The following is a 24816-nucleotide window of genomic DNA, read 5'->3' as shown; positions in this document are numbered from 1 at the left end:
GTCACCGAACCACCGTGATCTGCGGGGACGTTGGTGACAGGCCGGGTGACACTGCCCGTGCCGGGGTAACCTGGGGTCGTGGCCACCAGTGAAGATCAGGCCACGTCGGTCCAGGGTCTGTTGCGGACCGGAGCTGAGGACCGGGAACGCCGGCGTCGACCGGAGGGGCGAGGACCAAGGCGTGATCATGCCGCCGACAGGCCGACGCCGCCGGCCACTTGGCTGGTCAACGGCAAGAGAGATTCATCGTTAACGCTGACCGCCGGTTGCGACAGGACAGGACGATCCTTGAGTCTCGAGGGGGTTCGTGGCCATGTTCGATCGATTCGAAGAGTTCGACATCTCTACCGCGGGTGCGTCGATCCACGGACGCCGAGGCGGTAACGGACCGCCTCTGCTGCTCCTGCACGGTATTCCGGAAACGCATCTGATGTGGCATCGGGTAGCACCCCACCTCGCCGAGCGCTACACCGTCGTCGCCACCGATTTGCGTGGGTACGGCGACAGCGGCAAGCCGCCCAGTACCGCCGATCACGAGCCCTACAGCATGCGCGCGATCGGCCGTGATCAGCTCGGGGTCATGCGACATCTGGGCTACGACCAGTTCAGCATCGTTGGACACGATCGCGGGGCACGCTGCGCCTACCGTCTCGCACTGGATCACCCGGATGCTGTTCTCCGGCTCGCCGTCATGGACGTCGTTCCCGTCGGCGACGCGTACAACCGTGCCGACAAAAACTTCAGCCTCCTCTACTGGCAATGGTCCTTCCTCGCCGCGCCAGAACCGGTACCGGAACAGTTCATCAACGCGGCACCGGCCAACCTGGTCGACTTCATGCTCAACACGTGGTCCGAGGTGAAGGACGCTTTCCCAACCGAGGTACGCGGCGAGTACATCGAGAAATTCAACCACCCCGATACGGTGCACGCCATCTGCGAGGAGTTCCGCGCATCCCCGACCTTGAACTACCAGCAGGACGAGGCGGATCGCGAGAACCGGAGGATCTCCTGCCCCGTACTCTTCCTCTGGAGCCAGCGCGGTTCGGTCGCGAAACTCTACGATGATCCGCTCGCGATATGGCAGGAGTGGGCCGATGACGTTCGCGGCGGCCCGGTACCAGTCGGTCACTTCATTCCAGAAGAGGCACCCGAGGAGACCACACGCCAACTGCTGAATTTTCTGCAGTAGTGCAGGTGCGGTGGCACCCGCACAACGGGCGCCGTCCTCCGCCGTAACCGAACTCCGGCTCGTCCTCGCTCATGGCCCACCACCGTGAACGAACCGAGACCCACTCAGGGACCCCTGGGAAGCGGAGTACCAGAAAGCTACTGATGGATCATGGATGATGGCGGCGTATCAGGATCTATATCCCAAATCTTGGTAGGAAATGCGTGTATCTTCGATGAATGTCGTATCCAACTGAGCAAGGCAAGGTCCTGGACCTGTCGTCGGCGGGGCTCACGCAGCTCGGCAAGCTGCTCGAAGCCCAGGGCGTGGACCTGACGGAGGCGCTCAAGGAGGCCGAGACGGAGCTCGCGGGCATCGGGAACTTCTGGGGCGACGACGACGCCGGGCGGGGGTTCCACGACGGCAAGGGGGACAGGTCGGGCTACCGCACCAGGTCGGAGGACGTCCACGACGAGATCCGCGTGCTCGGCAAGGTGCACGCCGGCATCGGGGACCGTCTCGACCTCATGGGGAAGAACGTGGAGGTCGCCGACTGGGACTCCATCCCCAAGCTGCCGGAGGTCCCGAAGTGATGCTCGGCCGCTGGGCGCTGTACCCCGCGGGGACGAGCGGCATCGCCGCGTTCGTGGCGGCGATGATCCTCTCCGACTGGCCGGAGGGCGACCCCGACGGGGCCCGCGAGGCGGGCAAGGTCTGGAGGAAGCTCGCCGCGCGGATCGACGCCAACACCACCGACACCGATGCGATCGCCAAGAAGGTGTGGCAGGAGCACCCGAGCCAGGGCTCGGAGGCGTTTCGTCGATACTGGTCGGTCGGCGGCTTCGGCAGCCCGCCGGGCGGCGTCGTGGCCTACCCTCCCCAGGTCTCGGCGTACTGCAGGCGCGTGGCGGAGGCGTGCGAGGAGTACGCCGAGGCGGTCGAGACGGCGAGGCGCGCGCTCAAGGTGGCCGCCCTGACCAGCTACGCGCAGCTCATGCTCGCCGCCTCCTGGCCGTGGGTCGGCGCCCAGGGCGCGGCGCTGTCCAAGTGGCTGGTGGACCGCCTGTACAAGAAGGTCCAGGCGCAGGTGCTGCTGAAGCTCCTGGAGAACGCCACCATGAAGATCGTGATCACCAAGCTCACGGGGTACGCCGTCGGCAGCGGCATCTTCGCCCTGGGCGACGAGGCGCTGGCGCTCGGCGCCCGGGCGTACTACGGCGAGGACCTCGGCTCCTTCTCCGACAACGCCTCGGCGACGTTCAAGGACTTCGCCGCGTGCATGGTCTTCTTCGGGCTCTGGGACGCCACCAAGCTCGGCCGCCTGGGCAAGGTCTTCCCCGAGAACGACCTCGGGGACTCCGCCTCGTTCCTGTTCGGCAGCACCGCCTACACCGTCACCCTCAACCTGGAGGACGGCAAGACGGGCTGGGACGTCATGCCCACGATGCAGCAGATGCTGACGAAGTCGCTCATCGGCCTGGCACAGCGCGGCCGGGACCCCGAGTATCCCCGCCTTCCCACCACCCAGCCCTAGATCCGCGCTACCCGGCGAGCCCGCGCACCCAGCCGTAGACGTCGAGCACTCCGAGCGCCAGGGGGAACAGGGCGGCGATCAGCGTGAACTCCGCGATGTCGCCCGCCCTGCCCCAGAACGGCGTCGGGCGCCGCTGGGGCAGGAAGAGGCCCATCCCGGCGCCCACCCCCGCGATCGCCAGCAGGGCAGGGCTCACCAGGAGGGCGGCGAGCGGGCCCGCCAGGGCCAGGGCGATCAGCAGGATCACGAGCCCGGCCACCCCGGCGGCGAGCAGCCACAGGCGCTGGCCGACGCCGAGGAAGACGCGGGCGCGCATCATCAGCGCGAGCGCCAGCACGACCTCCATGGTCCTGCCGATCCAGCCGGTCGCGCCGAACAGGAACAGCTGGGAGGCCAGCGCGACCAGGGCGACGCCCGCCGCCAGGCCGGTGGCGAACCGCTCGGCCTCGACCGCGCGCCTCTTCACGTCCGGCCCGTCGAGCTCCTGCTTGTCGTCGCGCAGCTCCTCGGCGTTCCTCGGAGCGGAGGGCAGCGGGAGCCGGGCGAGCCGGAACGAGAGCGCGGGGATCAGCGGCGTGCACGCGAGGAGCACCGCGACCACCAGCGCCGCGACGCCGGACGGGGACGCGTCCCACACCATCACGATCGCCGCCCCTGCCGCGCCCGCCATGGAGGCCACCATGACGCCGAAGAAGTTCGGCAGCCCTTCGGCGATCGCCCATCCGGCGACCGTGGCCGCCAGCGCGGTCATGGCGAATCCGGCGAGCAGGTTGGGCGCCCCGAGCGAGAGCAGGCTCCCGGCCTTGGCGGGCGCGAGGAGCCCGGCCATGAAGGCGTACGGCAGGGCGGTGTACCCGATGACGGCTCCGGCCGGCGCGTCCCCGAGCGCGCGCGAGAGCGCGGCCCCGGCCCCGACCAGCAGCAGGGCGAACAGGCCGGCCACGAGGGTGGTCAGCGTCCAGGGCGGCCCCGCCACGGTGAGCGGGAGGGCTCCGGCGACCAGCAGCGCGACGGCCGTGCCGAGGCCGGCCGCCCGCGTGTGCCTGGGCTGCCACCGGCCGGACCTTTCCTTGATCCCCGTGGCGATGGTGTCCGCCACGTCGTCGAAGACGGCCTCGGGCAGCTCGGAGGGGCGCGGCAGGAGGTAGAGGACCTCGCCGTCGAGTATGCCGAGGGTGCTCATGCTCGCGTCCAGGTCGAGGGCCCGGCCGCCGACACGCTGCAGGACCCATCCGGTGGTCGTCAGCACGGTGTCGTCGCCGCCCTCGCCGGCGGCGGTGAGCATGTTCGGCAGCACGTGCGCCAGCGGGAGGTCGGAGGGGACCGCCAGGTCGATCCGCTTGCGGGGGGTGACGATCGTCACCCGGCTCATGGCGATGGCGGATCCCGGCGCGCGCAGGACCGCCGCCTTGGGCGCCCCGTTCATCACGTCCAGCGCGGCTCCGGGCCCCCCTGGACCGCGCGCGGGCGGTCCCGCCATCGGATTGAGCGTCACACCGGCTCCAAAGAGATCACGCGAATACCGTAGCGGGCTGACATGACGCGAGAGGGCGGGATATGTCCAGGTTTCTTCGGGGAGACTCTGCCGGCCCCATGATCGAGGTTCGCTACGGTTAGCTGGTCGGTACGAAGGTCCTGGAACAGGTCGGCACGCACGGTTCCCGGGCAGATCCCCTGAGCTATGGAGCGATGTGGGCATAGTCGTTGTCCGGCGGCCCGAGCGGCGGCCGCCTCCGGCACCGCCGAGGGGCGAGATCCTGCTGGAGTCGCCCCCGGAGATCCCCGAGACCACCTCCGCCGGATTCACCCAGGTCCTCACCTTCATGCCGATGGTGGCGGGCGGCGCCGCGATGGCCCTGATGTTCACCGCGGGCGGCGGCGGGAACCCCATCATGTACGTCGCCAGCGGCATGTTCGCCTTCTCGATGGTCGGCATGAGCCTGAGCCAGCTCGGCCGGGCCTCGGGGGAGCGCAAGCTGCGGCTCAACGGCCTGCGGCGCGACTACTTCCGCTACCTGTCGCAGACCCGGAAGAAGGTGCGCAGGGCGGCCCGCCAGCAGCGCGAGGCGCTCCACTGGAACGGCCCCGACCCCGACTCGCTGTGGTCGGTCGCCATGGGCCCGCGCCTGTGGGAGCGCAGGCCCCGCGACGGCGACTTCGCCACCGTGCGGGTGGGCACGGGCACCCAGCGCCTTGCCGTGCAGCTCATCCCGCCGGAGTCCAAGCCGGTCGAGGACCTCGACGCCATGTCGGCCGGGGCGCTGCGCCGCTTCGTCGGGGCCCACTCCACCGTGGACGACCTGCCGATCGCCATGGCGCTCCACTCCTTCGCCCGCATCGTGCCCACTGGCGAGCCGAAGGCCATCCGCGACCTGGTGCGGGCGCTCGTCGGGCAGCTCGCGGTCTTCCACTCCCCGGAGGACATGCGCGTCGCGGTGTGCGCCGGCAAGGACTGGATGGCCCAGTGGGAGTGGGTCAAGTGGCTGCCGCACGCCCTGCACCCGGAGGAGACCGACGCGGCAGGCCCCGTGCGGCTCATGGCAGACGACCTGAGCGACCTCGACAGGCTGCTCGGCGGCGAGCTCAAGGACCGCGGCAGGTTCAGGCCCGGCGCCTCGGTGGAGGCCCTGCCGTACCACGTGGTGATCGTCGACGGCGGGTACGTCCCGCAGGACTCCCAGCTCGGCGCGGACGCCATCCAGGGCGTCACCGTCATCGACCTCAGTGGCTCGACGGCCCTCACCGAGGAGGGCATCACGCTTCGGCTGGAGGTCCTGCCCGACCGGTTCAACCGCGTCCAGCTCGACCACGCGGGCAAGGAGCTCGTCACCGGGCTCGGCCGGCCCGACCGGCTGTCCTTCCTCCAGGCCGACGGCCTGGCACGCCAGCTCGCGCCGCTGCGCGCCTCCACCGCCAAGAGCGGCGACGGACAGGACGTGCTGGCCACCAACATGACGCTCAGCGACCTGCTCGGCGTGGCGGACCCGCGCCATCTGGAGATCCCCGCGCTGTGGCGGCCCCGCGCGCCGCGCAACCGGCTGCGGGTGCCGATCGGGCTCGGCGCCGACGGCCGCATGGTCGAGCTGGACATCAAGGAGTCCGCCCAGGGCGGCATGGGGCCGCACGGCCTCATCATCGGCGCCACCGGCTCCGGCAAGAGCGAGCTGGTGCGCACCCTGGTGCTCGGGCTCGCCGCCACCCACTCCTCGGAGATCCTCAACTTCGTGCTCGTCGACTTCAAGGGTGGCGCGACGTTCCTCGGCATGGAGTCGCTGCCGCACGTCTCGGCCGTCATCACCAACCTGGAGGACGAGCTCCCGCTGGTCGACCGCATGTACGACGCCCTGCACGGCGAGATGGTGCGCCGTCAGGAGCTGCTGCGCTCGGCGGGCAACTACGCCTCCCTGCGCGACTACGAGCGGGCGAGGGAGCAGGGCGCCGACCTGCGGCCGATGCCCACGCTGTTCGTGGTGCTCGACGAGTTCAGCGAGCTGCTCTCGGCCAAGCCGGAGTTCATCGACCTGTTCGTCATGATCGGCCGGCTCGGCCGCTCGCTTGGCGTGCACCTGCTGCTGGCGTCCCAGCGGCTGGAGGAGGGCAGGCTGCGCGGCCTGGACACCCACCTGTCGTACCGCATCGGCCTGCGCACCTTCTCGGCCATGGAGAGCAGGGTCGTGCTGGGCGTCGCCGACGCCTACGAGCTGCCCTCCGCGCCGGGCAACGGTTACCTGAAGTTCGACACCAGCGGGATGACGAGGTTCAAGGCCGCCTACGTGTCGGGCCCGTTCGCGCCGGAGGCGCGCCAGGAGCGCCGCGCCTCGGCCGACCAGCACCAGGTCGTGGTGTACGGCCCGGCCTACATCCCGCCGCCCGTCCCCGCGCGGGAGCCCGACCCCGAGCCTGAGCCCGCGGCCGCGGCGGCGGGCAGGGACAGCCTGCTCGACATCATGGTCCGCCAGTTCGAGGGGTACGGCCCGCCGGCGCACCGCATCTGGCTGCCGCCGCTGGCCGAGCCGCTGACCCTGAGCCACCTGCTCCCGCCGCTGAGCATCACGCCGGAGCACGGCCTGACCACCGCGGGCTGGGCCGGGCGCGGCAAGCTGCGCGCCGTGCTCGGCATCGTCGACCGGCCGTTCGAGCAGCGGCGCGACCCGCTCGGCGTCGACCTGTCGGGCGCGGCGGGCCACCTCGCCGTCGTCGGCTCGCCGCAGAGCGGGAAGAGCACGATCCTGCGCACGCTGATCGCCGGGCTCTCGCTCACCCACACCCCCCGCGAGGTGCAGTTCTACTGCCTGGACTTCGGCGGCGGCACGCTGTCGTCCCTGGAGGGGCTGCCCCACGTCGGTGGCGTGGCGAACCGGCTCGACGGCGACCGCGTGCGCCGTACCGTCGCCGAGGTGACCGGCCTGCTCCAGCAGCGGGAGCGGGAGTTCGCCGAGCGGGGCATCGACTCGTTCGCGACCTACCGGCGCCAGGTCGCCGAGGGCGCGATCACCGGCAACGAGTTCGGCGACGTCTTCCTGGTCGTGGACGGCTGGCTCACGGTGCGGCAGGACTTCGACACGCTGGAGCCGACCATCACCGACCTCGCCGCCCGCGGCCTCGGGTACGGCATCCACGTCGTCGCCGCGACCAACAAGTGGTCGGAGTTCAGGCCCGGCATCCGCGACCTGTTCGGCTCGCGGCTGGAGCTGCGCCTCGGCGACGCCTACGAGTCGGAGGTCAACCGCAAGACCGCCATGGCCGTGCCCGAGGGAGTTCCCGGCCGGGGCCTGACCCGCGACGGGCTCCACTTCCTGAGCGCGTTGCCCCGCGTCGACGGGGTCCGCCAGGCCGACGATCTCACGGTGGGCGTGCGTGCGCTCGTCGACGGCGTCAGGGAGGCGTGGAAGGGCAGCCCCGCCCCGCGCGTGCGGCTGCTGCCGGCCGTCCTGCAGGTGGACGCGCTGCCCGGCCCCGACCAGACCGGGCCGCGCATCCCCATCGGCATCGACGAGGCCACGCTGTCCCCGGTCTCGGCGGAGTTCGACGTCGACCCGCACCTCACGGTGATCGGCGACACCGAGAGCGGGAAGTCCAACCTGCTGCGGCTGGTCGCCGAGGGCATCGTCGCGCGGCACGCCCCGGCCGACGCGCGGCTCATCGTCATCGACTACCGCCGCTCCCTGCTGGACGCCGCGTACACCGAGCACCGCATCGGCTATGCGGCCTCCAGCACGGCGGCGGGGGAGATGGTCGCGGAGGCCAGGGAGGCGCTGGTCAAGCGGCTGCCGCCGGCCGACCTCACCCCCGACCAGCTCCGCTCGCGCAACTGGTGGAAGGGCGCCGACCTCTACTTCGTCGTGGACGACTACGACCTGGTGGCCACCGGCAGCAACCCGCTGGGGCCGCTGCTCGACCTGCTGCCGCAGGCGCGCGACATCGGGCTCCACCTCGTGCTGTCCCGCGCGATGGGCGGGGCGGGACGGGCGATGTTCGACCCCGTCATGCAGAGGCTCAAGGACATGGCGAGCCCCGCCGTCATCATGTCGGGCGACCGCGACGAGGGCGTGCTGTTCGGCGTACGGCCGCACGCGCTGCCGCCCGGCCGCGCGTACTACGTCGACCGCAGGTACGGCTCCCGCCTCATCCAGACGGCGTTCCTGCCCCCGTCCGCGCCACCGGCCCCGGAGAGCTGAGCGCGCGGAGCCCTGTGACGATCGCCACTCGCTCGATATGATCGCTGTCCGGTATGCCTGGCCCGCGGCTTCGCGAGAAGCCGGTCGCGGGCCATGGCGCCCGGGCAGGGGGTTTCGCGGTGACGGCGGAGGGAGCCGGTCCCGGTGGGCATCGATCTGAACCGCGACGCGCTCGCGAAGCTCCGCGTCGCGGTGAACGTCCAAGGGGGCAAGCTCGCCGCCGTCGGCGACGGGTTCCCAGCCAAGGACGCCGCCGGGCCGTCCATCTTCGGCACGCTGACCGGCGCCGGGGCGCTGGCCGCCGCGATCGGCCGGGTCGAGGGGCACGTGGACGCCGAGCTGGGCATGGTGAAGAGCCGTCTCGACGGCGTGGAGCGCGCCCTGGACACCATCGAGGACAACGTGCGTAACGCCGAGCACGGCACCGAGCAGGGGCTGCCCGCCATATGACCGACACGGGGGCCGTGGCGGCGCTGCCGGGGGGTCAGGCGCTGGTGTCGCTGGTGGACAAGGCCAGGGGTGATCCGGCCGCGATCAGGGCCGTCGCCACCCGCTGGCGCGGGGCCGCGTCGAGCACGGTCGAGAAGCTGGGCGTGCTCGGGAACTCCGTCACCCTGGTGGACGCCGCCTGGAAGGGCGACTCCGCCGACGCCTTCGTGGCGTACATGAGGCGGTACGGCCGCGCGGGCGACGCCCTGCACGACGCGCTCGCCAACTGCGCGAACATCCTCGACACGGCCGCCGGCGCGGTGGAGGCGGCGAAGCGGAACCTCGGCGGGGTCTGCGACGACGTGCTCGCCTGGGTCGCGGAGTACCGCAGGGTCAACCCCCACGCCACCGAGGACGAGCTCGAACCCGGCATCTCCCAAGAGGTCGCCCATGCCGTCTCCCTCGCGCGGGCGCACGTGGAGACGGCCGAGACGGTGCTCTCGACGGCACAGGGCGACATCGACAAGGAGCTCGGCGCCATCTCGCCGACGTTCGCCGACATCCCGGCCGCGGGCGACCAGACGTTCGTCCCCGGGCCCGGCCACACCACCCACTGGGTGCCGGTGCCCAAGAGCGAGATCGACCCCGACCTCTTCGGCACCTCCGGCGGTGGGTCGTCCGGCGGCGGCTCGCCCGGCGGCGGGGGAGGGTTCGGGGGGTACGGGCCGAGCGGCCCCCCGCCGCCCGGCGGCGGTCCCGCGCCGAAGGGGCAGGTCGCCGACTGGATCCAGCAGGCGATCGAGATCCTCAGGGCTCACGGCTACCCCGTCGAGAAGATGAACGTCAACGACATCTGGATGATCATTCAGCACGAGTCGGCCGGCAACCCCAACGCGATCAACAACTGGGACTCCAACGCGGCGGCGGGGACACCGTCCAAGGGGCTCATGCAGACCATCGACCCGACGTTCGACCGCTGGTCGCTCCCCGGGCACAAGAGCATCTACGACCCGGTGGACAACATCATCGCCGGCGTGCGCTACGCGATCGAGCGCTATGGGTCCGTCTCCAACGTGCCCGGCGTCGTGGGCTCGAAGAACGGCTCCGGCTACGTGGGGTACTGACGGCGGTCGCTCCGGTGCGGGCGGCCCCTCGTGTACGGCGACGAAACTCCACCTTAAATCCGTGGTAACCCGGCCTTTCTAGCATTCGAGCTGTCAGTCAGGGTTGCGGCAAGAGGAGAGCCTCGCTGATGAGTCCAGACGACCTTTCCATGAGCCGGGCCGGTGGCGGCCGTTCAGTGACGGACGTGAGCGCGGTCGGCCTGAAGAGGCGCAAGGGCGACTTCCACGCCGCCCGCGACATCGTGGGGGACGCGCTCGCCGCTGCCACGGCGGCCCTCGACGCGCTGGGCGCCTTCTGGGGCGGCGACGAGGACGGCCACAAGTTCTACGAGGGCACCGCGGGCCACAAGGGGTACGAGGCGGCCACGTCGGAGATCAGGCGGCACGTCGGGAACATCGTGGAGGGCTTCACGCGCCTCGGGGACGACGTCGACGTCTCAGGGGCGAACATCCAGGTGGCCGACTTCGCCACCATCGAGGGGCTGATGAAGACGGTGTACGCCGGTGAGCTCTCCGTCCCGACCACGAAGGCCGAGTTCGCGTGAGCCCCGCTCCCTTCGGCGCCCTGAGGAGCGTCGCCCGCGCCCATCCCGGCGCCACGACCCTGACCGCGGGGGTCGTGACCCACGCGGCGTTCGTCACGGCGATGCTGGAGGTCCAGTGGCCCGAGGGAGACCCGGGCGGCCTGCGGGAGGCCGCCGGCATCCTTGAAGGGCTGGCCACGAAGATCGAGGAGGGCCTGGACACCGCGGACGACGCGGCGGCCCAGGTGGTGCGCGACAACTCCGGGGAGGGCATCGACGCCTTCCAGCGGCTGTGGCGGGGGACGGCCGGCGGGGCCACCGCCTCGGCCCCGAGGGCCCAGAAGGGCTTCGCCGACTACCCCCCGGAGGTGGCGGTCTACTGCCGGAAGGTCGCCGCCGGGTGCCGGTCGTACGCCGACGCGGTTGAGACGATCCGCCACGTGCTGGTCGTGATGGCGGTCCAGCTCTGGGCGAACATGCTGTTCACCTCCATGTACGGCTGGACCACCGCGGGGGTCGGCAAGATGGTGGAAGACCGGATCATGAAGACCTTCTTCAAGAAGCTCGCCCAGTCGCAGCTCAAGATCTTCCGGCTCAGCGTGGAGAAGATCGTCTACAACGCCTTCTACTACACCCTCGACAGCATCACCTACGCGGGGATCCAGCAGGCATTGCAGGCCGGCATCTTCGCCCTGTCCGGCGTGCGCAAGGACCTCAAGGGCAGGGACGTGCTCTCGGCCGAGCTGAACGCCGTCCAGTTCGCGCAGGGCTTCGGGGCGAACATGGCCTTCAACGCGGTCGGGGACCTGGTCAAGATGCCGAAGTTCCTGCCGGAGAACAGCCGCTGGGTGGACTTCCTCGGCCGCATGGCGGGCTCGTCCGCCTACAGCGCCGTCGACAGCATCGAGCAGAACCCGACGGACCCGGACTTCGACTGGAAGATCTACCTCGCCAAGCCGTTCGTCCACGGGGTGCGGGCCATCAAGCCCTCCTAGCCCTCGGCGTGCTCCTCGGGGTGCGGGCCGGCGAGGTCGTCGAGCCTCCGCTGGAAGAAGGCGACGTCGCCCTCCACCGCCTCCCGCGTGAACAGCTCAGGCTCGTCACGCAGCGCGGCCTCTCCCATGTCGGACCAGAACGCGGTGGCGGGCACCTCGCCCGAGCCCTCGGGGAGGAACTTGGCCACCTCGGCGACGGCGTCCCGCGCGGACTCCCACCCGAGCACCACGCTCTCCAGCAACGCCGAGTCCTCTGACCCCTCGCGGTAGCGGAGATCGTCCGCCATGGCCCGCGCGGCGTACCCCGCGCTGACCACCCGCCACTGCCCGGCGTCGATCAGCCGAGAGGGCCCGTCCCCGAACCGCAGGTGCTCACGCCTGGCCTGGAACTCGCTCTCGTAGGGCACGAGAACCTCGAAGGCGAGCGCTAGGCCGAGGCCGTGCCCGTCGAAGCGCAGCCGCCAGGCGCCCGACCCCTCGGAGAGCTTGGTGTGGGCCTCGTAGTCGCGGGCCGGCTCGTGCGCGTCGTCCTGCTCGGAGGCCATCGCCGTGAGGTCGACGAACAGGTAGGCCTCCACGAGCGTCCTGGCGAGAAGCGATGACATGGCGTCCACTCCCTTCGCCGGCCGTGCCCGGGCGCCTTCGACGATATCGGCCGGGTTCCGCGCCGGGTGCGCCCGCCCTCAGCGGTCGCCGAACATGCCGGTGAAGTGGTCGATGTTCTCCTGGTAGAAGGCGATGTCGTCCTCCAGCCGCGACCGGGTGAACCGCTCGGGGTCCTCCGCGCGCCGCGCCGCGCCCGACTCCGTCCAGAACGCCTCGGGCGGCACCGCGCCGACTCCCTGGGGGAGGAACTTCGCCGCCTCCGCGGCGGCGTCCCTGGCGAACTCCCAGTTGAGGACGACGTCCGCGAAGCCCTCTTCGTCGCCGGGAGCTGCGGCGTACGAGAGGTCCGCGCTCAGGGCCCGCTGCGCGTACACCAGGCTGATCGACAGCCACTGGCCCGCGTCGATCAGCTCGGAGACGCCCGGCCCGAAGCGCAGGTGGTCGCGCCGTGCCTCGGACTCGGTCTGGTAGGGCACGAGGATCTCGATGAGGTGGCGCCGCCCGGTGTCCGGGCCGTCGAACCGCAGCGTCCACGCCTCCGGGCCCTCGGTCAGCGTGGTCCACCGCCTGGCCGAGAAGTCCGCAGGAGGTTCCTCGTCGCCGGCCGCCACGGTCAGGTCGATGTAGAGAAAGGCCTCCACCAGCGTTCTCGCGCGGAGCATGGGCGGTGACTCCCTCGTTCGACCGGGCGCGGACGCCCTCGACCATATCGGAACGTCTCGCCGCCTCCGCGCCCCATGGCTGGGTCGCCGGAAGTCCAGAGTGCGACTCCGGTGACGCTCACCATCTGAGCGCCCGTCACGCGGACGCAGGAGGAAACCTCTGCGGGCCATTGGAATGGCGTGGACCCACCCTCCTTCGCGCCCGAGTTGACATAAATCCTGTTTTTAGTTTGTCCAAAATAGGATGTAATGCCGTAAATCGCAGGGGAGCGATGCGGTAGATATCTGCATTGGGGGACCTCAGACGCGTTGTTCCCTGGCGATGACAATGTCATCGATGACAAATTCAACAATTCGCCTATATCATCGCCGTTCGTGGCTGAAGGTGATCTTTCGAGCCCGCCGCCGGCCGATGACCTGTCCTTTGTCATGCACGACAACGTGACCAGCCCCCCCATCTCACGGAGTGCCGGATGTCCCTCACAGAGCAACGGCCGAGCGCCGTTTCCGCCGCACTGGCCAAGGATCGGCTCGGCGTCCCATCGGTGGTGTTCTTCGTCGTCTCCGCGGCGGCGCCGCTGATGGTCGTCGCTGGTTCGGTCCCGACGGCGTACGCGGTGACGGGCGTCATCGGTGTGCCGTTCGCGTTCCTGATGCTGGGCGCGATCTTCGCGCTCTTCGCCGTCGGGTACGTGACGATGGCCAGGCACGTCGTGAACGCGGGCGCGTTCTACGCCTATGCCGCCCAGGGGCTCGGCCGGACGCAGGGGGTGGCGACCGCGTGGGTGGCGCTGCTGGCCTACAACGCGCTCCAGCTCGGCCTCTACGGCATCATCGGGTCGGCGGCCGAACCGCTGCTCACCGACTGGTTCGGCGCCTCGCCCGCGTGGTGGGTGATCGCGCTGGTGGCATGGGCGCTGACCGGCCTGCTCGGCCTGCTGCGGGTGGACGTCAACGGCAGGATCCTGTCCGTCCTGCTGGTCAGCGAGATCGCCGTCGTCCTGGTGTTCGACATCGGTGACCTGGTCAACGCCGCCCCGGGCGGCATCGGCTTCGAGGGCTTCAGCCCGGGCTCGCTGTTCGTGCCGGGGGTGGGCGCAGCGCTCGCCACCGTCGTCGCGGGGTTCGCCGGCATCGAGTCGTCGGTCGTCTTCGCCGAGGAGTCCAAGGACCGCGACAGGACCGTGCCCATCGCCACCTACGTGGGCATCGCCATCATCGCGATTCTGTACGCGATCTCCGCCTGGGCCCAGACGGTGCCGACCGGGGCGGGCGGGATCGTCAAGGCCGCGACCGAGCAGGGGCCGACGCTGATCTTCAACCAGGCGGGGACCCACCTCGGCTCCACCGTCGCGACGGTCGGTTCGGTGCTGTTCGTGACCAGCAGCATCGCCTGCATGATCGCCTTCCACAACACCACGGCCCGCTACATCTTCGCCCTGGGCCGCGAGAACGTGCTCCCCTCGGTGTTCGGGCGCACCTCGGCCCGCACCGGCGCTCCGGTGGCCGGATCGGTGCTGCAGACGGTGCTCGGGCTGATCGTGATCATCATCTATGCGATCTTCGGCCTCGATCCTGTCACGAAGCTGTTCTTCACTTTCGGCGCGTTCGGCGGCCTCGGGCTGCTGACCCTGCTCACCGTCACCTCGATCGCGGTGATCGCGTTCTTCGCACGGAACCCCTCGCGGGAGACGGCGTGGCGGACGCGCGTCGCCCCGGCCCTGGCGGCCGTGGCGCTGTGTGTGATCATCGGGCTGACGCTGTTCAACTTCGACACCGTCCTCGGCGTCGCGCCCGACTCGGTCATCCGCTGGATCCTGCCGGGCATCTTCGTCGTCGCGATCGTCTTCGGCGTCGTGTGGGCTCGTGTGCTGAAGGCGACCAGGCCGGAGGTGTACGCCAACATCGGCTTCGGCGCGCAGGCCGTCACCGGAGGCTCCAAGTGACGGCCGAGATCAGCCGGATGACGGACGCGGCGGCGGCCGGGGAGCTCATCGCCGACACGTTCAGCCCCGACGCGATCACCAGCTGGCTCATCCCGCCGGTGGCGGAACGGCTGCCGATCCAGCGGCGGTTCTTCACCATGCACGCCGCGCACGCGCTCGACCACGGCGTCATCTACGGGATCCACGAGTCGGGCGAGCTCGCCGGGGTCGCGGTCTGGTTCACCGCGCCGTTCCCCGAGATCCCAGGCCAGGAGGAGGCGATCGCCTCCTTCGCCGGGGAACACGCCGAACGCTTCGGCATCCTCGGCGAGCGGATGGACAAGCTTCATCCGCACGAGCCGCACCACTACCTGGCGTTCATCGCCCTGGTGCGCGGGCGGACCGGCCGCGGCCTCGGCAGCCTGCTGCTGGAGGAGCACCACCGGCGGCTCGACGCCCAAGGGACGCCGGCCTACCTGGAGGCCAGCAGTGCGGCGAGCCGCCGGCTCTACCTCCGGCACGGCTACGTGGACATGCCGGAGCTGCTGCGGCTGCCCGGCGGTCCGGTCATGTATCCGATGTGGCGCGCGCCGCTCCCGCGCGACGGCGGACCGGCAGGCGGCGATGCCGCGGGCTAGAGCTCGGCGGAGAGCCTGCGGTAGGTGTCGCGCACGATCAGCAGCCGTTCCAGCTGGAACCTGCCGGGCTCGGCCGCGCGCACCTGCTGTCCGCGATCGGACCAGAAGGCGTCTCCGGGAACCTCCCGCTCCCCGGGCGGAATGAACTTCACGACCTCCTCGACCGCCGCCGTCGCGATCGACAGTGCCCGCCGTGCCGCGTCCGCGTCGCCGGCGGGCACGTCGCCCGCGGTCAGGTCGGCCACCCAGAGCCACTCGCCGGCGTCCAGCAGCTCGGACGGCTCAGGCCCGCCGAACGTCGGGAACCCCGACGGCGCGGTCTCGCGGGCGGGCAGTCCGAAGAGGAACTCGCGTTCCGCGCCGCAGCCCTCGCACTCCCCGGCGTAGCAGGCCGACGGCTCGCCGTCGACGTCCACCACGCCGTTCTCCCAGGTCGTGTCGGCCGAGCCGCACTCCTCGCACGGGTTCAGGTCGAGGTACAGATGCGCCTCGTCCCGGGTCCTCGCCACCGAGAATGGCATCGCGTTCCTCCGTTCGACTCGATGAGGCGACCTTACGGCCCGCCCGCTCCGCCCAGGCCGGTGGCGCCCCCGCCGCCCTGGCCGGTGGCGGGCGAGCCGCCGAGGCCCGTGGCGCCGCCGCCCCCCTGGTAGGTGGTGCCGACCGCGGGGGGCTGCCCGTGCGTGCCGATTTCCTGGCTCGTCGGCCATGGTGCGGCCGGATCGGTGACCTGCCCGCCGAGCGCCACCAGCCGCTCGCGTACCGCCTCGGCGAAGTCGGCGCCCCGCGGCATCCCCCGGAAGACCTCGCGCAGGTCCACCTGGAGCCCTTCCACGAGCGGGAGCAGCCGGGTGGGCAGCGAGGCGAACGCCGAGGCGAAGTCACTGTCGTCCGTGCTGTGGAGAGCGCCGTCCGGAGCGGCCTGGTAGTGGTGGGTGGTGCCGCCGTCCCGCAGGTACAGGTGGACGTCGGAGCCGAGTTGCCGCGCCAGCAACCGCGCGTCCGTCAGCGCCGAGACGGGGGACGTCGCGGTGGCCGCCGAGGTGAGCAGGACCGGTTGCCGCCGGTCGCCGGAGGTTCCTCCGCGCAGGACCGAGGCCATCGCCGGGTAGGGGTCGGCCGGGTCGAAGGCGGGGTCCCGTTGCGCGGCGGCGAGCAGATCGGGCAGCGCGACACGCCTCGGCCAGCCCTTCGGCCGCTCCGGCGAGGTGGGCGGGGCCGGGTCGTCCGGCCGGGCCAGCATCTCGGACAGATGGCGCTGCGACATGCTGAGGTCCGCCGAGCCCGTCGCGGTGCGGGTGAAGGTCTTGACGACCTGTTCGTTCCCGTGGCGGTCGTAGGTCACCAGTTCGACGGTGGCGTCCCAGTCCACCCGCGTCGCCACCGTGCCGCCCTCGCCCATGTAGGAGGCGGTCTCCTCCTTGCGGACGCCGTCGCTCATCGCCGCGCTCGCCGAGGCGTGCTCCCCGTAGGCGTAGTCGGTGTTCACCGCTCCCTCTCCCTCGTAGGAGAAGTCCGGTCCCGCGTCCCAGCCCAGCGGCAGCAGATGGCTCGTGCTCCGGTTGAGGTTGCGCATCTCCTGGTGCCGCGTGGCCTGGCCGTGCTCCACGTCCTGGCGTCCGCTGACGATGACGCGCGGCTCGGTCACCCTGGCCGCGAGGGTGACCCGCACCTCCTGCCTCGGGTGGCCGGGCCTCGGCAGGCGGACGGTCGCCTCCCCGCCGAACCGCGCGATGTGGGCGAATCTCGCGCTCAGCTTCTTGTGCGACAGTTCCTGCTTCAGCCTGGGCGCGAGCTTCTCCATGTCCGACCTGGTGAGCAGGCCCTCGTCCGTGAAGCAGTCGCTGAGGGTCTGTTCCAGCTCGCCGATGTCCAGCCCTTCCACCTGGAACCGGGGCGGCAGGGTGAGCGCCCGTGGATCCGGTGCCACCTGCCCCACGGCGGGGACCCCCGCCGGACCGACCAGCCCGTTGGGCACGAGCCGTTCGGCGTCCACGGTGAACACGATGGGCGTGCGGGGCCCGGGGGGCACGGCGGACGTGAGGGCGGGCGCGGCGTTGACCACGCGGTTGACCCCGCCTTCGACCGGTCCCCCGAAGGCGTCCGACCATTCCAGCTCGGCGGTGAGCCGGAGCTTCGTGCCGATCACGTGCATTCCCGCGTATGTGGCCATGCGGTCGAGCTCGTTCTGCTGGTCGCCGCGGGACACCGAGCGGCCGTGGTTGCGGTCCGTGCCGACGCCTCCGTCCCCGGAGATGTCCTCGGAGTTGCCGCTGGTGCTCACCTTGCCGCCGGCCGTGACGCCGGCGGAGGCCGATCGCTCGTGCTGGTCGTACCCGTACGCCTGGCGGATCAGGCCGTCGTCAGGCAGGAAGCCGAGCCACCGCGGTTCGCCCTCGTACTCCGCTCTCAGTCGCACGGTGAGCCGCTGGGTGAGGTGCGGCCCCACTCGCACGGGGAAGGAGAGCTCGAACCCGCCCGGCCTGAGGATCTCGTCGATGTTCCCCAGCCACTTGTCCGCCGCGAGGACGGCCGACAGGCCGGGGCCCAGCGCCGGATCGGTGTTCAGGACCCCCGGTGAGTGGTCTTGGAGCGCCTGGCGTATCTCGTTGAGCAGCTCGACCACCTTGCCGTTCCGGGTGAGCAGCACCCGGCCGAACTTGGTCTGGCCCACCCCCCGGTGGAGGTGCTCGGGCAGCGAGACCTCCGGCTCCAGGTTCGCGAGGTCCTTCGCCTGGCTGAGCGTCCTGGTCAGCTGCTTGTCCGGCCTCGGGCCCGCTCGGTCGGGGAGGTTCGGGTCACCGATCAGGGGCGCCAGCTGTCGCAGCATGTCGAGCCGCCGTTGCCCGTTGGCGAGCCGGGGGATCGGGTCGCCGTTCTTGCGGGCTTCCTTCAGGTCGTCCAGGTAGCGGCGGACGAAGGGGACGGCGACCCGGCGATCGAGCTTGAGCTCGCCGTTGATGAACCGCTCCATCGCGTCGGCGGCCTCGTCCAGTGACAGAGGCTGCTCGCCGTTGGCGTACAGCATCAGCGCGCGGCGTTCTGACTGCCGGTACAGGGCCGTGCCGTCGACGTCGATCTTCACCGGGGCGTCGGTGCCGCGCCCCTCCACGGTGATCTCGAAGCGGACGGGCGCCGTGTGCAGCCGCTCGACACCCTGCTTGACGTGCAGACGCTCGTCACCGTAGATCGACAGGTCCGTCGCGGACGCCCCGGAGTTCCCGGACGCGGAGGTGTCGACGCCGCCGGAGGCGTTCGGCGCGCCCTGCTGGTGCACACCGGCCCCGGCGGAGCCGCCGGTCGCCACGTTGCTTCCGCTGCTGCGGGTCACACCGTCGCTGCCCATCCCGAAGAGGATGTCGAGGCTCACCAGATCGGGGCTGCCGACGGGCGTGGAGGGGCCGGTCACGACCGCGCGGACCGTCACCGTGGCGTGCAGGCCTCCCGGGCCCTGCGGGTGCACGGGGATGGAGATGCCGTGGCCGGTGACGAACATCTCGGAGTGGGCCAGCAGGTGCTCCGAATTGAGGAGGTTCATCACCTCGACGAACGCGGCGGTGCCGGGTCGCATCGACTTCGGGAGCCTCGGCACGACCTCCGCCAGCATGGGGCCGATGTCCAGGGCGAGGAGGCCTCCCCGGCGCATCTCCTCCAGGGTGCCGTCCTGGCTGACCGAATGGGTGAGGGGGGCGACGGCGGCATTGACGGGAGGCAGCATGTCGGAGGGCCAGTAGACGTCCGCGCGGACTTCCTGGGGTGCGATCAGCGGCCGCAGTGAGCCGTCCTCGTTGATCACCAAGACGCTCACCTCGTACCGCTTGGTGAAGGGGGCCAGCGCCGACTTCGCCTCCACGAGCTTCACGTCGTTGGTGGTGTTGCCGACGGAGCCCTCGGCTCCGTGGCTGGTTCCCCGGCTCCCCCTGCCCTCGGCGCCGGTGAACATGGCGTCCTGGTCGTGGGCCTCCATGCGCATGCCCGCCTTGGCCTCCAGCGGCGTGCTCCTGCCCTCCCCGCTCGCCCTGCCGGTGGTGTCGGACGCGATGTCGAGGTTCGCCATCCCCTCCAGCGGGGCCAGGCCCCGGTAGCCGGAGCCGATCTCGTTGAGCGGTATCAGCAGGGGGAGGTGCCTGGTCTGCCGGTTGAGCCCCGAGAGCTCCAGGTGCACCAGGGTGCCTCCCTGGGTGGCCTGGTTGATGCCGGCCTCCTGGCGCACGGCGGCGATCGCGTCGGTGAGCTTCCTCAGGTTGGCCTCCTGGGAGGCGCGCGTCAGGGGATCCCGCGTCAGTGACGGGTCGGGCTTCCCGGCGGCGTTCAGCGGGGGCAGGTAGTCGTCGTCCAGCGCGCGCAGTGCGTTCTCCGTGAGCCTCAGGACCTCGGGCAGCCCGGTCATGTCCTGCACCAGGCCCGGGCCGACTCCCCGTATCTTGCCTGGACCGTCGCCGCTCCACACCGGCGGCTCGGCCAGCCGGTTGGGCGGCGCCTCGGGGACGATCTCGTCCCGCACCGCCATCGAGCCGTCGGGGTGCGTGAGCGGCACGCCGGACTCGTCATGCGAGACCGCCGCCGCGTCGACCGGCCACCCCGAGCGGTACGCGTGCCACACCGGAGTCCTGAGCAGAGCGGTGGCGTCGCCCGAGATCACGATCGGCGCGCCCAGCTGACCGGCCCTGCTGATGGGGCGCAGCCTGATCTCCAGCTCGATCTCCGCCAGGTACCCCTCCCCGTACATCGCCCGCTGCACGCTGACCTTGTACGTTCCCACGGTGGCCGAGGAGGACTCCGATCTCGACGACCCCCGCCCGCTGCCGACCGTCGCCTTGGGGACCATGTCGTCGTCCAACAGCGGCATGTTCTCTTCGTCCAGGGCCGAGACGCCGACGGCGCCGCCGAGGCTGTTCGAGCGTCCAGACGACTGCGTGACCGACACGCTGGAGTGCTCGACGCGCAACGCCTCCTGGAAGTCCTCGGCGCTGGCGACTCCGACCGGAGTCACGGCCGGACGGCGCACGCCGGACGCGTCGGGCACCGTCCGGAGCCTCGCGACCACCTCCATCTCCGCCACCGGGCGCGTGCCGTCGGTGATGACCCTCGGGGGCAGCCCCGCCGGGTTGTTGATGGCCTCGCCGAGCCGGCTCGTCACGACCTGGGTCAGCATCTGGCGGATGTCGTCGCGCGCCACGCTGCCCACCCTGGCCTGGGACCCCAGGGCGGCGGCGGTCTCGGCGACCAGGGGTCCCAGGCCGGTCGCGCTGAGGACCACGTGCCTCGGGAACCCCTCCCGCCGGGTGAGCCCGTCCGGCAGCCGGATGGTCGAGTCCGGGGCGGCCTGGGAGAACGAGTGCGACAGCACCAGCCGAGGCCCCGTCCCGTCTTCGGTGGCGGCGACCCGCTCCGCCTGCGGCCTCCTCGCCTTGCCGTCACCGTCGCTCGCGGTGCGGACCTCGACCTCGTACTCGGCGTCCTCCACGGTGTAGACGAGCGACTCGCCACGGTTGTCGGTGACGCCGCTGGCGTCGCCGACCGCGTACTTCTCCGAACCGCCGCTCGTCGTCTCGTGCCGGCCGTTGGAGAAGTTGACCTGCAGGACGCCGTGCTCGCCCCACCACCTCAACGGCATGGTCAGGTTGTTCTCCGGCAGGCCCATGAGGAACGGCTTGATCAGGCGCATCACGTTGGGCCCGTACGACTGGCCGAACCTGTGGGCGGAGGAGGTTCCCATCGACGGGCCGCCCTGGGCGAGCCGGCCGCGGATGAACTCCGACGGCCGGTGATCGGGGTCGAGCACTTCGAGCAGCGCGCCCACGCGCAGCCTGACGCGCAGCTCCCCCGGATGGGTGTCGCCCACCCGCACCGTCAGGCCTTCCTCCGACAGCACCTGGTCGAAGTCGGCGACCAGGATGTTCTCCAGCCGGGCGCGGGTGAACGTGTCGTCGATGCCCCTGGCCACCAGCATGGCGTTGACCCTGTCGGTCAGGGCGGCCATGTTGGGCAGGTCGCCGTCCGGCGCGGCGGAGGTCAGGGCGGCACGCGGCGGCAGGGCCTCTTCCAGCGCCTTGCGGTAGGCGCCGTCGGCCGACTCCGCCGCGAGCCTGGCCTGGGCCACGTCGTCGGCCAGGGGCGCGAGCAGGTTCGGGTCCCGCGCCGCCTCCAGCCGTGCCATGGCGTCCGCCAGGGTCTCGTACGCGGCGCGGGCGTCCCGTGCGCGGCCTCGCGCCCTCTCGTACGCCTCGGCCATCCGCGTCTGCCGGCGCTCCTGGTCCCTGGCGACGCCGGCCTCCGCGACGGCCCTGCGCCGGCGTTCCCCCGAGGCCTGGTCCCGGTCCCTGGTCGCCTTGTCCCGCTTCTCGCCGGCCTCGCGGCCCTTCTCCCTGGCCGCCTCCGCGCTCTCCCGCTTGGCCGCGACGCGTTCGCCGAGTGCCGTCGCCGCGTCCGCCATGGACCGGCCCAGCGCCCGCACCCGTACGAGATCCGGGGACGCGGGCGGGCCCGCGCTCCACGGGAGCACCGGGGGCACGTGACCGCGCCTCTCGATGTCGCGCGCCGCCGCCTCGGCCTCCTGCCGTAGCTCCCGCCGCTCGTCGGGTGTGCGGGCCTGCTCCCACTTGCGGACGAGGTAGGCGATCTCGTTCCTCCGGGCCGACACGCACTCGTCGTTGCCCTCGACATGGCCGTGGAACGGGTTGACCGCCGCGAGGCGGCCGCGGATGACACCCTGCGGCGCGCGGGCGTCGACCGCCGCCCTCCGTTGCAGCGCGTCGGTGGTCTCATGGAGCAGCACCCGCGCGACCTGGTTCGGATGGATTCCGGGTGCCAGCCGCACCTGGTGCGGCCGGTCGACCGTTCCGGCCTGCACCCTGGTCCGGGCCAGCAACCGGCGACCCCACAGCCTCCCCGGGCGAAGTCTCCTGGACACTTTGCCGACCGAGACGTCGAAGTGGTGGACGTTCCCGTCGTCGGTCATCACCCAGTAGGCCGAGCCGTCGGGCAGCACACCCACGCCGCGCACGCCTATGCCGTGCCGGAAGTCCGAGGCCTGCAGGTCGGCGAGGGCGGGGGGGACCTCGGCGAGGGTCAGCCGCGTGCCCCGCGGGCGGGCGTCCGGCCGGAAGCCGGTGCCCTCGATCTCCTCGGCCGTGACCGTGCCGGCCCGTACCGTCCGCCTTCCGACGTTGGGCCGTCGCGACCCGCCGTCGGCGCCGTGCGGGCCTGAGCGGCCGGGGCCGGAGGTGTTCCGTGCGGAACGGCCCGGGCCGGTGCCGTGCCCCGCGGGACGGGCCGGGGCCGGGTGGCTCGCGGACGCGGGTGCGGGGGCGGCGGTGGTGTGGGCGTCCGGGGTGCCGTTGAGCGCCGCGCCTATGGAGATGGTCGCGGGCCCGCCCACCTGGGCCGCGGCCTGCGTCACGGTCACTCCCGGCGCCGCGGCCTGTGCCTGCGCCGCCACCTGCGGCGCGCTCTGCACCTGCACGGTGGTCTGGCCCTGTGTGGCGGTCTGGGTCTGCGGTGCGGTCTGGGTCTGTGGCGCGGTCTGGGTCTGTGGCGCGGTCTGGGTCTGTGGCGCGGTCTGGGTCTGTGGCGCGGTCTGGGTCTGGGCGGCGGTCTGCGCCTGCGGCGTGGTCTGGGTCTGGGTGGCGGGCTGGCTCTGGGACGCGTTCTGTGCCTGGGACGCTGTCTCGCCTTGGGGTGTGGCCTGTGCCTGGGTCTGCGGTGCGGTCTGGGTCTGGGTCGGGGGAGTGGCCTGCGTCTCGGCCGTGGTCGCCGACTGGGGTGCGGACGCCGCGTTGGCAGGGGGAGCCGCCTGCGCGGTCTGCGCGTTCGCCCCGTTCGGGGAGGTCACGTCGGCCGCGCCGTGCGGGACGGCGCTCTGCGCGGTGGCGGGGCCCGGCGTGGTGGGCGGAGCCGCGGTGGTGTTCTGGGGGGTGGCTGGCGTGGCGCTGGTGTTCGAGGTGGAGCCCGATGGGGCCGTGGTGTTCGAGGCGGGGGCCGGCGGGGTGTGGGGCCCGGTGTTCGCTGTGCTCTGCCCGTTCGCCGTGCTCCCCGACAGAGCCTGCGTGCCCGCCGGGGCGCCCGTCGCGTGCGGGACGGCCGGCTGGGGGGCCGCGCCGTGCGTCGCGTTCACCTGCGAGCCGGTCCCGTGCGGGACGGTCACCTGGGGGGCGGCGCCTTGCGTGGCGGTGGCGGGCGCGCCCGCCGGGCCGGATGGCCCAGGGGAGGAGCCGTCGCCGGAGGACGACGCGCCGCCGTCCGGAGGCGCGGCGGGTGGCGCGTACCCGGAGTTGGCGAGCCGGGACAGGTCGGTGAGCCCGCTGGCCACGTCGGCGGCCTGTAGGCTCGCCAAGGGGCGGAACGCGGCCTGGGCGACGGCCGGGTTGAAGGGGCTGATCGTGTTGGTGCGGCCCGCGCCGCCCGCCAAGGCGCCCACGAGGGACTCCCCGGTCGGGATGAGGTCCCACTGGCCGTTGACCACGCCGTTGGCCACGATGCTGCCCGCCGGTGAGGCGGCCATGTTGTTGAGACCGGTCTGCACCGCCCTGCCGGGGAAGCGGGCGAAGGCGTTGGCGAAGCCGGGGGCCGTCCCGCCCGCGTTGTTCAGGGCCCTGAGAAGCGGCACCCTGTCGCTGAACCTGGACAGCGGGCCCGCGAGCTTCGTGCCGACCACCGCGCCGGTCCCCGCGCCGATCGCCGAGGCCTGGGTCTTCTTCCAGTCCCAGCTCGTGCGCGATCCCAGGTCCTGCTGCTTGCGCTGGGACAAGTAGTCGATGGTGACCTCTTCGCCGATCTCCTCGGGGAGCTCCCTGCCGAGGTGGCTGCCGAGGATCGTACGGACGAGGCTCGCGCCGCCGGCCGGGGTGAGGCCGTTCACGGCGGCCAGCCTGGTGGCCATGCCGGCGCCGAACTCGCGCCCGGCCACCATGGTGAGCCTCTGGAGGATCCGGGCCATGGCCGCGCGCGCCGACGCGGCGATGGGGCCGACCATCGGAGTGGTCGCCCCGGCGGTGAAGAACGCGGTGAGCAAGGCGATGAACGCCGCGATGATCGCGATCCAGAAGGCCACGTTGATCGAGATCTTGGAGTACTGCGTCTCCCGCGCGAAGTTGTCCGCCTGCAGGGCCTTGTAGAGGTTGTCGACCCCGAGCGCGTTGAGCCCGGAGTCCTGGGAGAGGAGCCGCTCGGCGTCACGCAGGAACAGGGGCGTGGCGGGCACGTCCCATCCGTCCAGAACCGTCTTGATCGCCCCGACGATCGGCTCGGTGGAACCGCAGAGGGCGACGCCCAGTTCCTCGTGTTCCTTGGCGATCGCCCACATGCGGATCTCACTGGCCTCCGGCCAGTTCTGCCCGGAGGCCAGCAGGGAGATGAGCGTGTCGGCCCAGCCGGGCAGGGACTCGCCCCACGCGGGCTCGACGTCGGTGGTGGAGCTGCCGCCCCCGACGATGGACGACTGCCCCGAGGGGGTGTTCGGATTGACGTTGACGCTAGTGCTCTGAGCCACGTCACCCCGATCTCGTCGTCTGCTGGGCGGGCGCCGGGTGGCC

Annotated in this window: 15 protein-coding genes; 10 read left to right on the top strand and 5 right to left on the bottom strand. The window is 71.6% G+C overall.

The features are described 5' to 3' along the window. Nucleotides 1–313 precede the first annotated feature (313 nt). The 3 genes from ACOZ38_RS34255 to ACOZ38_RS34245 all read left to right on the top strand — a co-directional run bounded on the left by ACOZ38_RS34255 (nt 314) and on the right by ACOZ38_RS34245 (nt 2702). Nucleotides 314–1189 carry an alpha/beta fold hydrolase gene (locus ACOZ38_RS34255; protein ID WP_424537136.1) on the top strand — a complete coding sequence of 292 codons (876 nt, stop codon included), beginning with the start codon at nt 314–316 and terminating at the stop codon, nt 1187–1189. A gap of 218 nt (nt 1190–1407) precedes the next feature. Further along, entirely contained in the window at nt 1408–1761 is a 354-nt protein-coding gene (locus ACOZ38_RS34250) for a hypothetical protein (protein ID WP_424535189.1), read from the top strand. Beyond that, on the top strand, nt 1761–2702 hold the full coding sequence (locus ACOZ38_RS34245) for a hypothetical protein (RefSeq protein ID WP_424535188.1): 942 nt from the start codon (nt 1761–1763) through the stop codon (nt 2700–2702). Before ACOZ38_RS34250 ends, ACOZ38_RS34245 begins: the two co-directional genes overlap by 1 nt. Before the next feature lie 7 nt (nt 2703–2709). Here the strand turns inward: ACOZ38_RS34245 and eccD are convergent, their stop codons facing one another. Continuing rightward, nucleotides 2710–4197: a type VII secretion integral membrane protein EccD gene (eccD, locus tag ACOZ38_RS34240; protein WP_424535187.1), complete on the bottom strand. Its 1488-nt coding sequence runs from the start codon at nt 4195–4197 to the stop codon at nt 2710–2712. Nucleotides 4198–4393: 196 nt separating this feature from the next. Here eccD and eccCa point away from each other — a divergent pair, with 196 nt between their 5' ends. The 5 genes from eccCa (at nt 4394) to ACOZ38_RS34215 (ending at nt 11452) form a co-directional block, all read left to right on the top strand. Then, nucleotides 4394–8380 (top strand): type VII secretion protein EccCa, encoded by a 3987-nt coding sequence (gene eccCa, locus ACOZ38_RS34235; RefSeq protein WP_405140166.1) that lies wholly within the window; start codon nt 4394–4396, stop codon nt 8378–8380. A 144-nt stretch (nt 8381–8524) separates the two neighbouring features. After that, nucleotides 8525–8830 carry a hypothetical protein gene (locus tag ACOZ38_RS34230; protein ID WP_424535186.1) on the top strand — a complete coding sequence of 102 codons (306 nt, stop codon included), beginning with the start codon at nt 8525–8527 and terminating at the stop codon, nt 8828–8830. Next, a complete protein-coding gene (locus ACOZ38_RS34225) occupies nt 8827–9933 on the top strand; it encodes a transglycosylase SLT domain-containing protein (RefSeq protein ID WP_424535185.1) in 1107 nt (368 codons plus the stop codon). The genes ACOZ38_RS34230 and ACOZ38_RS34225 overlap by 4 nt, the downstream gene beginning before the upstream one ends. A 128-nt stretch (nt 9934–10061) precedes the next feature. Then, nucleotides 10062–10478 (top strand): hypothetical protein, encoded by a 417-nt coding sequence (locus tag ACOZ38_RS34220; protein WP_424535184.1) that lies wholly within the window; start codon nt 10062–10064, stop codon nt 10476–10478. Continuing rightward, a complete protein-coding gene (locus ACOZ38_RS34215; RefSeq protein WP_424535183.1) occupies nt 10475–11452 on the top strand; it encodes a hypothetical protein in 978 nt (325 codons plus the stop codon). Before ACOZ38_RS34220 ends, ACOZ38_RS34215 begins: the two co-directional genes overlap by 4 nt. Here the strand turns inward: ACOZ38_RS34215 and ACOZ38_RS34210 are convergent. After that, entirely contained in the window at nt 11449–12057 is a 609-nt protein-coding gene (locus ACOZ38_RS34210; RefSeq protein WP_424535182.1) for a hypothetical protein, read from the bottom strand. The genes ACOZ38_RS34215 and ACOZ38_RS34210 overlap by 4 nt on opposite strands. Before the next feature lie 78 nt (nt 12058–12135). After that, nucleotides 12136–12720 (bottom strand): hypothetical protein, encoded by a 585-nt coding sequence (locus ACOZ38_RS34205; protein WP_424535181.1) that lies wholly within the window; start codon nt 12718–12720, stop codon nt 12136–12138. Nucleotides 12721–13193: 473 nt separating this feature from the next. On the opposite strand from ACOZ38_RS34205, the gene ACOZ38_RS34200 reads away from it, so the two are divergent. Further along, nucleotides 13194–14666, top strand: coding sequence for an APC family permease (locus ACOZ38_RS34200; RefSeq protein ID WP_424535180.1), 1473 nt, complete (start codon nt 13194–13196; stop codon nt 14664–14666). Beyond that, on the top strand, nt 14663–15283 hold the full coding sequence (locus ACOZ38_RS34195; RefSeq protein WP_424535179.1) for a GNAT family N-acetyltransferase: 621 nt from the start codon (nt 14663–14665) through the stop codon (nt 15281–15283). Before ACOZ38_RS34200 ends, ACOZ38_RS34195 begins: the two co-directional genes overlap by 4 nt. Here ACOZ38_RS34195 and ACOZ38_RS34190 read toward each other — a convergent pair. Both ACOZ38_RS34190 and ACOZ38_RS34185 read right to left on the bottom strand, forming a co-directional pair. Continuing rightward, the gene (locus ACOZ38_RS34190; protein WP_405140149.1) at nt 15280–15804 is read right to left on the bottom strand and encodes a hypothetical protein; all 525 of its coding nucleotides are present in this window, start codon (nt 15802–15804) and stop codon (nt 15280–15282) included. The two genes, ACOZ38_RS34195 and ACOZ38_RS34190, sit on opposite strands and share 4 nt — an antisense overlap. A gap of 32 nt (nt 15805–15836) precedes the next feature. After that, nucleotides 15837–24773 (bottom strand): hypothetical protein, encoded by an 8937-nt coding sequence (locus ACOZ38_RS34185; protein WP_424535178.1) that lies wholly within the window; start codon nt 24771–24773, stop codon nt 15837–15839. Nucleotides 24774–24816: the final 43 nt, after the last annotated feature.

It is taken from the genome of Sphaerisporangium viridialbum (assembly GCF_049674955.1).
GTDB lineage: Bacteria > Actinomycetota > Actinomycetes > Streptosporangiales > Streptosporangiaceae > Sphaerisporangium > Sphaerisporangium viridialbum.
This window is presented reverse-complemented; position numbering and strand designations above follow the sequence as displayed.